The sequence below is a fragment of the Brevibacillus brevis genome (assembly GCF_022026395.1).
In the GTDB taxonomy this organism is placed as follows: domain Bacteria; phylum Bacillota; class Bacilli; order Brevibacillales; family Brevibacillaceae; genus Brevibacillus.
This window is the reverse complement of record NZ_CP041767.1, coordinates 3,245,885-3,261,299: the sequence shown is the minus strand read 5'-3', so window position 1 is coordinate 3,261,299 and position 15,415 is coordinate 3,245,885. Positions and strand designations below refer to the sequence as shown.

15 protein-coding genes are annotated in these 15,415 nt (G+C 44.6%); 9 read left to right on the top strand and 6 right to left on the bottom strand.

All coding sequences use genetic code 11. The features are described from left to right. Positions 1-16 precede the first annotated feature (16 nt). Together FO446_RS15560 and FO446_RS15555 are read left to right on the top strand one after the other, a co-directional pair. Entirely contained in the window at positions 17-493 is a 477-nt protein-coding gene (locus tag FO446_RS15560; RefSeq protein WP_229088075.1) for a GNAT family N-acetyltransferase, read from the top strand. A 178-nt stretch (positions 494-671) separates the two neighbouring features. After that, positions 672-1,235 (top strand): NAD(P)H-dependent oxidoreductase, encoded by a 564-nt coding sequence (locus tag FO446_RS15555; RefSeq protein ID WP_173607758.1) that lies wholly within the window; start codon positions 672-674, stop codon positions 1,233-1,235. Positions 1,236-1,301: 66 nt separating this feature from the next. On the opposite strand, the gene FO446_RS15550 is transcribed toward FO446_RS15555, so the two are convergent. The 3 genes from FO446_RS15550 to FO446_RS15540 all read right to left on the bottom strand — a co-directional run bounded on the left by FO446_RS15550 (position 1,302) and on the right by FO446_RS15540 (position 4,068). Beyond that, complete coding sequence (locus FO446_RS15550) at positions 1,302-1,667, bottom strand: winged helix-turn-helix transcriptional regulator (RefSeq protein ID WP_173607757.1); 366 nt, start codon at positions 1,665-1,667, stop codon at positions 1,302-1,304. Positions 1,668-1,772: 105 nt separating this feature from the next. Beyond that, the gene (locus tag FO446_RS15545; RefSeq protein WP_237898458.1) at positions 1,773-3,284 is read right to left on the bottom strand and encodes an MFS transporter; all 1,512 of its coding nucleotides are present in this window, start codon (positions 3,282-3,284) and stop codon (positions 1,773-1,775) included. A 229-nt stretch (positions 3,285-3,513) separates the two neighbouring features. After that, a complete protein-coding gene (locus FO446_RS15540; protein WP_237898456.1) occupies positions 3,514-4,068 on the bottom strand; it encodes a GNAT family N-acetyltransferase in 555 nt (184 codons plus the stop codon). A 283-nt stretch (positions 4,069-4,351) separates the two neighbouring features. Between FO446_RS15540 and FO446_RS15535 the strand changes: the two genes are divergently transcribed. Both FO446_RS15535 and FO446_RS15530 read left to right on the top strand, forming a co-directional pair. Further along, positions 4,352-5,185, top strand: coding sequence for a MerR family transcriptional regulator (locus tag FO446_RS15535; protein WP_237898454.1), 834 nt, complete (start codon positions 4,352-4,354; stop codon positions 5,183-5,185). 12 nt (positions 5,186-5,197) lie between these two features. Then, a complete protein-coding gene (locus FO446_RS15530; RefSeq protein WP_237898452.1) occupies positions 5,198-6,211 on the top strand; it encodes a serine hydrolase domain-containing protein in 1,014 nt (337 codons plus the stop codon). Between the two features lie 82 nt (positions 6,212-6,293). On the opposite strand, the gene FO446_RS15525 is transcribed toward FO446_RS15530, so the two are convergent. Next, a complete protein-coding gene (locus tag FO446_RS15525) occupies positions 6,294-7,031 on the bottom strand; it encodes a MerR family transcriptional regulator (RefSeq protein WP_173607752.1) in 738 nt (245 codons plus the stop codon). A 133-nt stretch (positions 7,032-7,164) separates the two neighbouring features. On the opposite strand from FO446_RS15525, the gene FO446_RS15520 reads away from it, so the two are divergent. Together FO446_RS15520 and FO446_RS15515 are read left to right on the top strand one after the other, a co-directional pair. Beyond that, complete coding sequence (locus FO446_RS15520) at positions 7,165-8,163, top strand: phosphotransferase enzyme family protein (RefSeq protein WP_221868526.1); 999 nt, start codon at positions 7,165-7,167, stop codon at positions 8,161-8,163. Positions 8,164-8,399: 236 nt separating this feature from the next. Beyond that, on the top strand, positions 8,400-9,173 hold the full coding sequence (locus tag FO446_RS15515) for an alpha/beta hydrolase (protein WP_232772966.1): 774 nt from the start codon (positions 8,400-8,402) through the stop codon (positions 9,171-9,173). A gap of 167 nt (positions 9,174-9,340) precedes the next feature. Here FO446_RS15515 and FO446_RS15510 read toward each other — a convergent pair whose 3' ends face one another. Next, on the bottom strand, positions 9,341-11,281 hold the full coding sequence (locus tag FO446_RS15510) for a helix-turn-helix domain-containing protein (RefSeq protein ID WP_237898450.1): 1,941 nt from the start codon (positions 11,279-11,281) through the stop codon (positions 9,341-9,343). A 306-nt stretch (positions 11,282-11,587) separates the two neighbouring features. On the opposite strand from FO446_RS15510, the gene FO446_RS15505 reads away from it, so the two are divergent. Both FO446_RS15505 and FO446_RS15500 read left to right on the top strand, forming a co-directional pair. Continuing rightward, complete coding sequence (locus FO446_RS15505) at positions 11,588-13,039, top strand: aldehyde dehydrogenase family protein (protein ID WP_173607748.1); 1,452 nt, start codon at positions 11,588-11,590, stop codon at positions 13,037-13,039. A 26-nt stretch (positions 13,040-13,065) separates the two neighbouring features. Next, a complete protein-coding gene (locus FO446_RS15500; protein WP_237898448.1) occupies positions 13,066-13,956 on the top strand; it encodes an NAD(P)-dependent oxidoreductase in 891 nt (296 codons plus the stop codon). Positions 13,957-14,050: 94 nt separating this feature from the next. On the opposite strand, the gene FO446_RS15495 is transcribed toward FO446_RS15500, so the two are convergent. Further along, positions 14,051-14,680 (bottom strand): LysE family translocator, encoded by a 630-nt coding sequence (locus FO446_RS15495; RefSeq protein ID WP_173607746.1) that lies wholly within the window; start codon positions 14,678-14,680, stop codon positions 14,051-14,053. A 416-nt stretch (positions 14,681-15,096) separates the two neighbouring features. On the opposite strand from FO446_RS15495, the gene FO446_RS15490 reads away from it, so the two are divergent. After that, a complete protein-coding gene (locus tag FO446_RS15490) occupies positions 15,097-15,405 on the top strand; it encodes a thioredoxin family protein (protein ID WP_173607745.1) in 309 nt (102 codons plus the stop codon). Positions 15,406-15,415: the final 10 nt, after the last annotated feature.

Sequence of the window (15,415 nt, the reverse complement as noted above, 5' to 3'; positions counted from 1 at the left end):
ATGACGGGATGTGGAGGTGTTTGGATTGCTGCGTTTGATTCATGCAACAGAAGGAAATCAATACGAACAAGCACATGAACTTTTCATGAAGTACGTAGATTCATTAGGAGTTGATTTGAGCTTTCAAAATATTGCGACCGAATTGCAAAATATACCGGGCGAATACGCACCCCCAGACGGTTGTATTTTGTTGGCGTTAGATGATGAACAGCCAGCAGGATGTGTTGCCTTACGAAAAATAGATGAACAAGTTTGCGAAATGAAGAGGTTGTATGTGAAACCTGAATGGAAAGGAAGGGGCGTTGGGAAAAAATTAGCCTTGGCGATCATGGACGATGCGAAATTACGAGGCTATTCCTTCATCCGTTTAGATACGCTTCCTACGATGGAACAAGCAATTCAGCTATACCGCTCGTTGGGATTCTATCCAATTGAGCCCTATCGTTTCAATCCGATTGAAGGCACGCTGTATATGGAGAAAAAGCTCATATAAAACATTGGCAAAGAGGCTTCCCAACGATACGAACCTAGATGCATTAGGTCGCGGGGAGGCTTTTTTCTGTTCTTTACACTCACCTTTATGTAAGTAACTGAACAAAATGTGCATACTTACAAATTTGCAGAGAGCATTTTATACTCATAAAACAACAAACTTCAAGGAGGAACTTACTTTGAAAACCCTTGTAATTGTCACACATCCAAGCATCGAAACATCCGTCATCAACAAGCGATGGGTAGAAGAACTCAAAATATATCCAGAAAAGTATACCGTACACGAATTGCATAAGGCATACCCAGATGGAAACATTGATGTGGAAAAAGAACAGCAATTGATTGAATCGCATGGGAATCTTGTTTTACAGTTCCCGGTTTACTGGTTTAATTGTCCGCCTCTCCTGAAAAAATGGCTTGACGATGTTTTTGCATATGGGTGGGCGTACGGTTCAAAAGGAGGCGATAAATTAAAGAATCGCAAAGCTGCATTAGCCGTATCTGCGGGAATAAGGAAAGAGGATTATCAGGAAGAGGGAAGGTATCGGTATACACTTGCGCAAATATTGACCCCTTTTGAAACAACCTTCCGCTACTGCCACGCAGATTATCGTTCATTCTTTGCGTATTATGGTACGGAGACGGAGTCCGGGGAAAATGTACCTGGTCAAGAGCTTGAACCGACCGGCAGCGTATTGGATAAGAGTGCGCAAGATTATTTGAAATTCATTGATAACCTGTAAGAAGTCGGAAAGAAAAAAGAAGTATTTCCTCGTTCGGGAGATACTTCTTTTCCTGTTAGAAACAATCTATGCTTGCTGCTTTACTTCCTCCCGAGGGGGCACGCTGTTTTTCTCTCCCCAGTCGCACATCATATTTAATAAGGGAATCAGAGAAAGCCCACGTTCTGTTAAGGAATATTCCACTTTGGGAGGGACTTGGGGGAATTCCTTGCGGATGATCAGGTCATCTGCCTCCAGCTCTTTTAACATCAAGCTTAGCGTTTTAAAAGAAATGGTACCGATACTTCGCTTTAGCTCATTATGCCGCATTACCTTCTTTTCAGCTAGCCAATACAAAATGATCATTTTATATTTACCGCCTATTAGAGACAATGTATATCCAAAGCCAGTGTCTTTCAGCTCCACACCAGTCGGAACACAGGTTTCACGCACGAAGTACACTCTCCTTTGGGAAGTATAGTTTGCAAATGCATATACTCCACCATACATCATGCTGCCATTTTTGGAAAGCGATGCGAGCAAGAAACCCTTGGATCTTTATGATTCGACACTCTTTTGCTGGCGCTCAAGCTTGCCAGGGCCTGCGTATAGTACAGAAAAGAAACCAATAACGGCGAAAATCAATCCCACGGTATAACCATGATTGATGGCGCTTCCTAGAGAGTGACTCAGAAAAGAATGAACACTCGGCTCAATTGTTAAAGGCTCACGCATGAGAACTTCAGGATTAAGCAGATCAGCTACTTTCTCCAAGGAAATGCCATGTAATGACGCCCCTGTGGATACGATACTCGCATAATTTTGGTTCACAACAGCAGCCGTGATCGATGCGCCGAGTACGCCTCCCATGTTTCGACAAAAACCAACGATCGAGGAAGAAATACCGATATATTTTTTATCAACCGAATGCACGATCGCGTTTTGTGCAACGCTCATTAACGGCCCGATTGCAGCAAACCCGAACAGAATCATCAAGAGTGTTAAGAAAAAGAAGGAAATGCCAGTTGAAACGTACATAAGAAAAATAGAACTAACTACACAAGCGAGCATAGAGAACGCCATGAGAGATCGAAAGGAAAATTTTGTTTGCAACATTCCGAATACCACGGCACCTCCCGTCAAAGAGAGCATCAACGGGGTCAAAACACTATTGGAGTTCGGATATCCAAGTACGGCCACAGCGAAAATAGGCAAATAAGTAATAGCAGCAAACATGATGGCACCTTGAGAAAGACAGGCGATACAAGTCGCGACCACCATTCGGTTTTGGAAAATCTGGAAAGGAAGGATCGGTTCCTGTACATGACGTTCTACCATAATAAAAGCGATCCCCACTATTCCGGCCAGTGCAAACAGTGAGATGATTTGCCAAGAAGACCACTCATATTCTTTTCCTCCCCATTCAAGCGCCAGCATGACAGCTACACAAGCGACGATTAATGTAACGGTACCCCAATAGTCAATCGTTGGCTTTGTATGAGAACGGGATTCTTTTAGGGAAAACAGAAGCGTTAAGAGAGACAACAAACCGATCGGAACATTGACATAAAAGCACCAACGCCACCCCAAGTAATCAGAGAGCAAGGTCCCGACTTGAGGGCCGGCGATAGAGGAGAGCCCAAAGATTCCGGCAAACACGCCAGAGATTCGTGCCGTATATTTCGGATCAGAGGATAGCGTAAACAGGATTGTGAAAGTAATCGGAAAGAGCGCCCCTGAACCAATTCCTTGAAGGGCACGAAAAGCAATTAGCTGTTCGATGCTTTGGGCAACGCCACACAGTGCCGAGCCAATGAGAAAAATCGTAATCCCTAGTAAGTAAAACAACTTGCGTCCAAAAAGATCGGACATTTTCCCGAAGATGAGCATCGTACTGGTCGCGGCTAAGACGTATGAGGTGAAAACCCAGCTCATGCTTTCAAAGCCACCGATATCTTTAATAATGTGACTAATAGCCGCCGAAGTGATGGTATTGTCGAGGGAAGACATCAGTAAGCCCAGTGCCATTGCAATGATAATGAAGCGATTACGTGTATCGGATCGTGACATAAAAAGCGAACTCCTATCTCTTTTTTCTATTTATCTAGCAAACTTCGCTACAAGACTATTATTTGTGCATTCGTTGCCAATAAATAGGGAAAGAACAGTTGCAAATCAAACTTACCATCTACCCTTACCAATCAAAACAGCGGTAGCCATGGACCAGAAATAAAGTCCTTGTCTACCGCGATTCATTGAACGATCATTCCGATAGTTGAAAAGTGCGGAGGATTACTTTTTAATCAAGCATGAGATACCAGTAAATTGCTACCTCATCACTATCTTTGTCAAGCCCCCTGTAGACGTAGGAATCGAAACCTCCGATGACAAAACCACAACTTTCGTAGAATTTACATGCGCGGACATTATTACTTTGTGTCTCCAGCATGATTCCCGTCATCCCGCCATCCTTCGTCCAACGTATAGCCTGTTCGATTAGTTTTTTACCGAGACCGTATCCTCTATATTGCTTATCAACTTTAATATCTTCCACATAGGCAAATTTGTTCCAATTTCTTTTCAAAACAATTTGACCCACAACTTGATTATTCACGAGCGCTACATAAATGATTTGATGGGGATTGCCGATATAGTTCGAATAATCCTCAACAGTATCTTCCTCAAGGTGTTCATCATCGTAGCTTTTATTCCTAAGAGGGACCTCCTTCACCGTATATCCGATTCGCTGTCCCATAAGTTGTAAGACAAGGGTAGAGTCTACGATAAAGCTCCCATCAATGTTTGAACCACAATCATCGTCCCCAGCACGCAGTTCCCTAATGAAAATATCCATATTCGTCCTCCTCTATTTTTATAGGGTGAGAATAGAGATATTAGGGGGACCACGGACTTAACGGAATACATATTGCTCCGTCATTTTCAGAACCTCCTGGTTTTATTTAGCATTTACGATTCACTAGATCATTGTACAATCATTGCTTAGCAGGTGCTAGCAGTTTGAGAACAAAGTCAGATTCGAGCAGGTTGCCGGAGAACGGCTCTTGCAGTTGACTTTGCCCTAAGGGGAAGGGGTATAAGTAGAATATCGATACAGATTGAGCAGTGGAGGTGAGCCTGTGCTAGCAATCGGAGAGTTCTCAAAGATATGCGGAGTGTCAACGAAAACGCTTCGTTATTATGCCGAAATTGGACTAATGAACCCGGACGAGATTAATCCTGAAAATGGCTATCGGTATTATTCTATCAAGCAACTGACAAAGATGCTCTTCATCAACCGTTTGAAATCGTACCATTTTTCGCTGGACGAAATCAAAGCCATTCTGGAAGTGGAAGATGATCAATCGGAAGAAAAGCTTGTCTCCGCGCTTCTTCGCAAACAAAAGGAAATGTATGAAAAACGAAACGCTTTGGACTATACCATAAAACAACTGAACCATGATCTTTTGAAAATGGCGCAGGGGATCCCCATGATGGCATACCCTGACAACATAGAAGTACAGCTTGTGGAGACCCAGCCAATCCCTATTCTCTCGTTACGCCAGATACTGACGAGTGCTGATTATGCAACAGGATATGGAAAGTACTTTGGTAAGCTGTATGAAAGGGTTGCGACTGAAAAGCTTAACTTGCTCGGTACACCAATGACGATTTATCACAGCCCTGAATACAATCCCTCTGGAAACGATACAGAGTTTGCGCTCCCGGTCGCGGAGGCTGTAAAGGGAACAAGGGATTTTCCAGGGGGACTTTGTGCAAAGTCTGTCTGTCAGGGTCCTTACTCAGAATTGACATCGGTATATGCCAGGTTGAGGGAATGGGTAGAAAATGAAGGATATGAATTGGTGAGATCACCTTACGAAGTCTATGTAACCGCACCCGATCATCCCAGTGTTGTTACGGAAGTGTATTTTCCAGTCAGAAAAGAAAAAATTGACATTCTCCGTGCATAGGAGGGAATTATCATGCAAAGAAGCGATTGGCCTACTACAGAGGGGCAAGCAGGAGACCCGGCCGTGTTGAACATAGACGCTGAAAAACTAGCAGAGCTAGACCCTATCATTAAAGCCTCGTACAGCAACATAAACGGAATCGTTGTTGTGAGAAATGGTTATCTCGTCTATGAAAGCTATTTTCATGGCTATGGACCGAAAGATAGGCACCATGTAGCGTCTGTAACGAAAAGTATTCTATCCGCTCTCATTGGTATTGCTATAGAGGAACGGTTTATCAAAAATGTCGACCAAAAGGTGCTGGATTTTTTCCCAGACTATGCACCCGATCATACGGATACACAAGCAATCTCCATTCGCCATCTTCTCACGATGACAGCCCCCTATCCTTTTGAGGACTGGCACGAACCACTGGACAAGATGTGTATGCAGTCCGATTGGGTAACATATACCCTGGATATGCTCGGGCAAAAGGGAGAGATTGGAGCGTTTAAGTATTCGACCGCTGGAGCGCATCTGCTTTCAGCCATCCTTACACGCAGCACAGGTAAAAGTGCCAGAGAATTTGCCAACGAACACTTGTTTAAACCCATCGGTATAGAAGAAATCCCTGATTATGATATGAAAGCGTTTGGGTTTGAAGATTTATTCGGGAATGATGTGAGAGGGTGGGTAAAGGATCCTGACAACAACTCCACAGGAGGATGGGGGCTCACGTTAACTCCCCGTGATATGGCACGTATTGGCTTGCTCTATCTGAATCGCGGCTGTTGGGACAATCATCAGATCATTCCAGAGGCTTGGATAGATGAATCAACCGCAATGAATCCCAATCAATACGGCTATTTATGGTGGTTGCGTGAAGAGGACGGTGTTTTTTCATATGCTGCACTGGGCGATGGCGGTAATGTTATCTGCTGTATCCCGGAAAAAAACCTCGTCGTAGCCATTGCTTCAGCATTCATGCCGAATTCTCGTGATCGATGGACGCTGATCAAGGAGCATATTAGCTGGGCGGTAAACTAAGGCATCAGATAGGAATGGAAACAATGAACCGGGGAGTTGCAGCTCACCCGGTTTCACTGTTAAACGATCGTTTAACTACACTTTACTTGGAAGCGTAATTTTCGGCAGCAATGCAAATGTAGTAGCTTAATCCCGTTTGCTGTTCTTCCAACATCGCGCGGTGGAACTCATCTGATAGGAAAAATCTTGCCTGCTCGGCAAATGCTCTCGCATCAATCGGATGGTCTTTTTGTAAAAAAGCAAGATGGTTTTCGATCGCAGAAACAACAGCTTCGTCGTCGACACTTTTGTTGTTTTTCAACGCCTCTGCCATAAACGTCATGAAAGCCTTCGCTTCTGCAGCTTTTTCATTCAGGGAAACCACGTCGAGATTCTCTGTATCCAATTGAAAATCGTACGCTTTCTGCAAATGCTCATTTTGTTGAGTGAATGCCTGCTTCCATTCTTCTTCATTCAATCCATCAAACATGTTCGCTGTGGACATATTTCCTCGCTTCCTTTCGTGTCGAATCGTTTCTTCGAGAGTATTCAAGAGGCGCTCCAAGCGTAGCTGGCGTGCCTTTAACAGCGTTTGCTGCTCACATAAACACCGAAGTCTGTCTGGCTCGTGATCAAGTGCAGCTTTAATGCTGTCCAACGAAAAATCAAGCTCACGATAAAACAAGATTTGTTGTAACCGCTTGAGTTCATTCTCACCGTAATAGCGGTACCCATTTTCTGAAACGGTTTCTGGCATCAGCAAACCAATCTTTTGATAGTGATACAGAGTCTTGATTGTGGTACCAGACAGTTTGGCTACATCGTTAACGGTATACAACATGGCGATTCACCTCCTGAAATCGAGTTTGCAGTCTGACCTTAGGTTGGAGTCAAGCGAAAAAATGAAAAGAGGAGGATGGCGAAAATCAAACGAATGTCAGCGTATGATCCATTTATTGGGTGGAGGGATTCGCATGACGAAGTTGTTTCACTTGGATTCTGAAAATGACATCGAGAAGGTAGTGGCCCAGTCACAGCAAATCGCACAAAAAGCGATGCACGAATACGACTTGGATTGGCAACACATTCGATTCAACCAACTGTCCGACACTTGCACGTTTGTCATTGAAACGGAGAAGGATGGGAATTATTTACTCCGCATTCACGGGACCACGAACAGAAAGGAAATAGATTCCGAGCTTGCTTGGCTCAGTTATTTGCATGAAAAAATAGAGGTCGAGATTCCAACGGGAATAGATGGCCGCAATGGTTCCAAGACTGTGAGCATCAAGCTCGCAAATGGTGAATGTGTCTTCGTATCCGTCATGCGTTGGGTCAAAGGGGAGCATACAGATAAAGAACTGACCGAAGAACAAGTTTACAAAGAGGGTGTCTTATTAGCAAAGCTTCATACAGTATCTCAGCATTTCCAATTGACCCCTGAATTTGCTCGTCCGATCTGGGGAGTGGATAGCTTCAAGCACGCTATGACTCGTTTGACAGAGCATTACCATCGGTTTCTGACAGATGAAGAATTCGAGCTATATCAATTGGCAGCGGATAAGGTACTCACTTGTCTTGGAAAATTGGACAAAAATAGCAGCCACTATGGAATGATTCATGGCGATTTGCACCAAGGTAACATCGTTTTTCACAACGGAGATCCTCGGCCGATTGATTTTGGAAGATGTGGGTTTGGATACTATCTTTATGATATCGCCCATACCATTTTGGGTCTATATCCTGCCCAAAGAGAGCTAGTCGTAAAAGGCTACGAGAGTTTGCGGAAGCTAGAAGGCGACTGGCTCCCTACACTCGAGAGCTTCACGGTGATGGTCATGATCGAGAATTATAGTCATCATGCTCCTGACCCCAGGGAAACCGAGGGGCTAAAAGAGGAACAGCCCTATGCAATACCGATCATCCAAAACTATATGAACGGTAAGCCGTTTCTTTTTCCTTCATCGCACTAGCAAAAAAGGCGACGGAAGCTATTCGGGATAACTACACGAATATCAAGCCACTATTTGAAATGGTTTTATGTGTTGGAATTGAGAAATTTAATAGGAAACAGTTAAAAGTTATGAAAAAAAACAAATAATTACAATGATGCGTTGACAGATAAAATGCTTGGGGATAAATTTTGGTAAAGAATTTTTTAAAGTAATGTAAAAAATCGTAATCCAGAAGAATAAACGGAGGCAAAGAAATGATAGTAAGGGGTAGTGTTTTTTCTAGTATGCTAGAAATGGAAACCGGAATAACGGTTATTATTCCAAACAAATTTAATATGGAGCAAAATTATCAAGTGGTATATCTGCTTCACGGTCTTTGCGGAAGTAATGGTGATTGGGCAAATTATACGATGTTGCCTGTTTACGCAAATGACTATAATGCAATATTTGTAATGCCGGAAATTTCCAGAAGTTTTTGTTCGGATATGAAATTTGGATTTAAATATTTTAGTTACATTTCCGAAGAATTGCCAATCATATGCAAAAGTGTCTTTAACATATCTTCAGAAAGAGAGGATACGATAATTATTGGTGATTCAATGGGAGGATATGGAGCTTTGAAATGTGCATTGTCAAAACCAGAGCAATATGGTTATTGTTGTGCATTTTCATCACCGTGCTTGTTTCTAAAGGAGGATTTAGATGAGCATGGAGAGATTGAAAAATTCAGAATGGTTTATGGAGAACAGATGCTCAAGGATTTTCAAGGGATTTTAGGAGGGGACTTGGAGTGGAGTGAAGAGCATGAGATATTGGACTTAGCTAACAAGATCAAAGATCAGTCAGTCAGACCTGAAATATATATCGCATGTGGAACTGAAGATTTTTTGCGTGATAGTAATGTAAGATTCAGCAATGAAATGCGGAATCTTAACTTTGACATTGAATATGAAGAATGGTCTGGCAATCATGACTGGTATTTTTTCAATGAAGCGTTACAAAAAGCATTAAAGAAAGTTTTGAAATAATTTGAAGTGTTATTCTCATCAAAGCCTCGGCACTTTAATAAAGAAATTTACATAAGATAATTATGGTAAACAAATATTCAAGGACACGTAAGCAGACTTTGCTAACAAAAAAGGCAGCGGTAGTCTAGGACTTTTTCTCGTCCGAAGCTACTCCTGCCTATTTGAGTTTATCCTTCCTGTCGCAAATGACAAGCGAGCTGTAATTTCAGCAAGTCTTCGGGATTTCGCAAATCAATATGAAGAAGCTCCTCAACTTTGCGCAATCGCTGATACAGCGTATTGACGTGAATGTGCAGCTCTTTGGCGGTCAGTTGAGGGGATTGACTGCATTTCATATACGTTATGATTGTCTGTTCCCATTCCTCATATTTTTCCGGGTCTTCCCAGAAAGGGGCAAAGACATCTTGAATGAATGCATCAATATCGGCCTGACTCTGGTTCAGCATGAGGCGATTGACACCAAGGTCTTTGTAGTGCACCACACCAGAACGGCTGCGGTTGGTCAGGTAGTGAGCGGCTTTCTTGGCTTCCTCGTAGCTTTTGCTGATTTGCTCAATCCCGCTTGCCAAACTTCCCACACCAATGGATAACGATGCTTCTTTGCCAAGATCCCATTCATAGGACGCTTGTTGCAGCCTCTCCCGGATGTCCTTTCCATCTCGAGAGCCGAAAGACCGGACGAGGAGGGTGACATGGTTATGGAATCCATAGACAAACATCTGTGTTTTACTAAACTCCCATTTCCAACGGGTAATGAGTCGGTGAATGTTTGCTTCTAGCAATGCCAGGTCTTGGCACTGCGTCAGATGGGCATAAACTACGTAGTATTTTGCTTGCGGCTGTAACCCCATCGAACGGGCGCGGTCAACCAGTTCATTGCCTTTGCTTGCGATCAGTTCTTGAAAAAGATCGTGTGCACGTTTGTACAGCACGGAGCTGATCGATTGCTTTTTTACCAAATCGAGTATGAGCACAGCACTCCCTTGCTCGACTGTTATACGTGCGAGATCAGATAGTCCGCGTTCGTCCAAGGGAATCATGAGACATCCGAGAAAAATGCTCCCATTGATTAGTGGATACAAACAAAATAGTTGATCGTCACCCGAAGCGGGAGAGAACAAGGTGACAGAAACAGGCTGTCTTCTTTTGTTCAGCAACGTATACAGTTCATCCCAGCTAAAAAATATCATACTCTTTTCAGGATACATTTTTTGCTCAAGCCAGTCGGCAAAATGGATGGAATGTCCGGTCATTTTGCTGAGGTTTTTTACGATTGTTTCGGCCCCTTTATTTTGCAAGGACAACTGCTTGATAGATTCATGGATATGGTTGCGTTGTATCAAATCATCGTGCTTGGCTTGCAGTTGAGCTCTCATGGCAGCCATGTGGTCATACGCTTGTTTGACTTCAGCATAGAGCTCGGCATTTTGCAGGGCGATGGAAGTTTGGTCTGCGAAGCCTTGGAGGAGGTCAAGGTCGTACTCGGTGAACACATTTTCCTGATGAAACTGATGCAGGACCAGTACACCAATACGCTTTTCTCCACGTGATATCGGAACACATAACAACCCATTCAAGTCACGCAATGCTTTGGCGTGGTTCAGAGAGTGAAAGTTGTCAGCAGAGATATCCTTCATCGCATGGGCTGTTTCTTGGTTGGTTCTGTACATGCGTGGGATTCCGTCTTCGAACACTTTGCCCGCGATGGATTCTCCCACCCGCATTTTGAGATCCTTGAACACCGTATCGTGAAAACCGACGGCCTCTTTCGGAATCAATCGGTCGATCGTGGGATCGTACAAGTGCAGGAGGCCTGCGTCTGCAGCCGGAATAACAGCCAGTGCATTACCAATGATGCCACGGATGATTTGGTGAACGTCGAGGGTAGCAGATATGGAACGAATTCCTTCAAAAAGCTTCTTGCTTTCCTTTGCTTTGGCTGTCATTTTTTCTTCTGCCATCAACAGGCGAATGCCGAACCACAATAGTTCCCATTGGTCAGCGGTGAGAATGATGGGTTCGTTTGTTGTATGTGCAAGGCAAATGACGGCTTGTCCCTCGTTTTCGTAGAAAAAACGGTATTTCTGTTGGGCATAGGTATAACGCATGTGGACAGCATCGTTGTCACAGGGAGGTACTGTCAGAGGGGGAATATTCGTGGTGGCGTTTTCATGAAAAGAGGAGAAAACAAGCCGAAAATGTCGATCACGCGAAAATTGGAACCAGATCGAAAAGGGCTGATCGCCAAACCATTCATGTAGTTTTTTAAGCAGGAGCGAAAAAGAATTCATCCACGTGTCCTCCATGTAGAGAAATACACATTTATAGTTGGAAATAAGTGTCTGTATATACATTGTATTCATAATTTTTGCTATATACAATACTTCTATAAGACGCGGAAGGTGGGAGACGATTTGACAGCAACCTACAATAACTACATCGCTGGAGCTTGGGTGACGAGCCATACTGGACAGGTTTTCCCTAGCACGAACCCTGCCAATACGAATGAGATTCTCGGTTATTTTCAAAAATCGGACGGGCTGGATGCACGTTCTGCGATTGAAGCTGCTGCCAATGCTTTTGGTGAATGGTCGCAAAAATCGGCTCCCACACGTGGAGAGTTCTTGTTTTCCCTCATTCACTTATTGGAAAAACACAAAGAAGAGCTCGCAGAAACGATCACCCGTGAAGTAGGAAAAACATTGCGCGAAGCGAGAGGCGAAGTTGCCAAGACAATCACTTCCATGAAGCAGTTGACCGGGGAAGCCACACGCTTGACGGGTCAAACGGTGCCTTCCTTTGATGAACGGGTAATTGGTTACACGGTGCGAGAGCCAATCGGGGTTTTCGCGATCATTGCCCCATGGAATTTTCCGCTGGGGATTGGCTTGTGGAAGATCGTCCCAGCCATCCTCGCGGGCAATACGGTTGTATTCAAACCAGCGAGCAACACCTCCTTGATTAGCGTAAAGCTGGTACAGCTCCTGATTGAAAGCGGCGTTCCCAGTGGCGTTGTGAATTTGGTAACAGGACCAGGTGCGGTAATCGGGGATGAATTAGCGAATCATCCACTGGTCAAAGGGATCTCATTTACGGGTTCTTCTGAAGTGGGACTTGCCTTGGGGAGGGCAGTTGGAGCCAGAGGAGGCAAGATTCAGGCGGAGATGGGCGGGAAAAATCCGGCGATCATACTCGCGGACGCCGATATTGACCTCGCTATCGATTCCATCGTATTGAGTGGATTCTTCGATAATGGCCAACGCTGTACGGGGACAAGTCGTGTATTGGTTGTTCCCGAAGTAGCCGAACAAGTAAAAGCAAAACTGATCGAGCGGGCGAAGGGCTTGAAAATCGGGAATGGTTTCGATCCAGACAATCATAACGGTCCAGTAGTGGACGAGCATCAGCTCAATTTGTATCTTCATTATGTACAGAAGGGCATCGAAGAAGGCGGCGTACTGGAATGCGGGGGTAAGCGCCTTGTAGAAGGTGAACTCGCCCAGGGCTATTTCGTTGCTCCGACGGTATTTACCGGCATCACGCAGGAGATGACGATTGCCAACGAAGAAATTTTTGGCCCTGTGATCGCCGTGATCGATGTGGATTCTTTCGAACATGCTATGCAAGTGGCTAACCAGGTGGAATTCGGCTTGTCCTCCACGATTTTTACGAACGATTTGCAAAAAGCGTTCCAATTTGTCAAAGGCATTCAGTCAGGTGTCACGCATGTCAATATGCCGTCGACTCATTTTGAATCACAGTTTCCGTTTGGCGGCAAAAAAATATCTGGGTTGGGTCCGAGAGAGCAAGGGGAGTCAGCGCTCGATTTTTACGTCGAGACAAAAACGGTTTATATTCGGCCATAAGTATAGGGAAAGCAGGAGGAGCGAAGATGGAAGCGATTGGCGTTATCGGCATTGGTGCAATGGGCAAAGGGATGGTCTGCAATCTGCTGCAAAAAGGCTACCACGTGTATGCCTATGATCCAAGTCCGGCAGCAAAAGCCTGGGCGAAGGAAAAAGGAGCGACGGTCGTAGAGTCTCCACTGGCAGTGGGTAGCGTAGCACGTGTCGTTTTCACTTCGCTTCCAGGTCCTGCGATTGTTGAGGAAGTCATGCTGGGTGAGGACGGACTTTTCTTATCATTAGGGGCTGGTAGTTTCGTATTTGATACAAGTACGATCGATCCTGCCACGGCAAAACGTCTGAATCAGCATGGCGTAGGTAAAGGGATCTACTACTATGATTGTCCGGTGAGTGGAGGACCCGCGGGTTCTGCTGCCGGAACGTTGACCATTATGGTTGGCGGTGATGAGGCAAAGCTTCCGGAAATCATGGACTATCTCAGGGCGATTGGGAAGGAAATTTTTTATCTGGGGGAATCCGGCTCCGCACAGGTGGCGAAGCTTTGTCACAACTCTGTCGTTGCAGTCATTACAGCAGCGTTGGGCGAGGCGTTCAGTGTCGGGGCAAAAGCTGGCGTTGATCCACACAAGCTGGCAGCTGTTATGGACAAAGGCTCTGCCCACAATCGTGTGCTCTCCGTTTTTGGGCCGAACATCTTGTACGGTACGTATGAAAATACCGTCTTTTCCTTGGATCATATGCACAAGGATTTACAGCTATATGCACAAACCGCACGTGAACATCAAGTGCCTGTTCTCGTTGGAGGCACGGTTGCGCAAATGTATGCGGCAGCCAAAGCACAAGGCAAAGGGAGCTGGGATTCCAGTGCGGTTTGTACCGTGACCGAGGAGCTGGCTCATACAACGATTGCGCGTTAAGTGTTAAGTTCGACGAAAGAGAAAGTAGACTACGGCAACTATTGCTGTAGTCTACTTTTTTATGCAGGCTCTTATTGAATGAAAGTATGGAGCACTATCTACGATCAAAAGCAAGACTCGCAGCAAGACCTGTCAAGACACTTGCCATGAGCCAACGCTGCACGCGCAGCCATGTTGGGCGTGTGCCAAACCACATAGCAACTCTGCTTGCTACCAGAACAATAAGCAGGTTAACGGTAAAGCTGACGGCTATTTGTGTGAGGCCTAAAATAGCACTTTGCAGGAGCACCGATCCCCGCGCAGGATCTACAAACTGAGGCAAGAGTGAAACATACAAAATAGCAATTTTGGGGTTCAGTAGATTTGTCATGAATCCCATCAAAAATAACTTTTTCGGTGGTTCAATCGAAAGAGTATCAGGCTTGAGAATGGAAGCTGCACCCGGTTTGACCGCATTCCAAGCGAGCCAAAGCAGGTATACAGCTCCGACCCATTTGACTGATTCGTAAATAAACGGAACCGTTATGAAAAGAGCAGAGAGGCCGAGCATGGTTGCAATCATGTAAATCACGAATCCAAGTATGACACCAAGAAGTGAGATGACTCCAGCTTTGCGACCTTGAGAAATGGTACGAGAAATGAGGTAAATCATGTTAGGGCCCGGAGAACAAACCATGCCGAGCGAAACAAATAGAAAGGCAATAAGAGTACCAAAGCTCACCAATTTACATAACTCCTCTCCGTGGTTTTGTTCATTTTTGCACAAGAGTGCTCAATCACATACAATGCTTCGAACGGATGGATCACTGTCGGGTTGCTATAGCTATAGTACATCGTCGGGTCGAAATTAAACAGATTAAGTGTAAACGGAACGCCGTAAAAAGGACTGATTGGGGCAAGAACGGGGATGTTTTGATTCATATAAGTGAGAAAAGGCGGATTCATCGATAAATAAAACAAGAAAAACAGGCAAACAGAAGAACCGCTCTGACATTATCTTTTCGATCATGAAACAAATAGCTGAAAACATTCAATTGGCTATCAATTTTTACGAAGCCTGTGCATCACGCTGTTGACATCCACAAACAGTGGGTCTAGCATGAATGATCATGTCCGATGAGATAGAAAGGAGTGAACGACTTGCAAGAACTATCCTCCATAGAACTGAACCAATACCTGCAAGAAAAGGAGTCGGTCGCTCTTTTTGTCTATACACCGATGTGTGGGACCTGCAAGCTTGCAGCACGTATGCTCAGCATCATGCAAGAAACATTGCCTACCGTCCCTCTGTATCAGATCAACATTAATACGGCACCAATATTGGCAGAACAATGGCAAGTAACCAGCGTACCCGCCTTGCTGATCTTTTATAAAAATCAATTGTTAGACCGCCATTATGCCATCCAGTCCGTTGGATTTTTATACGATGTATTGAAACCTCTTGCCTAGACATACACCT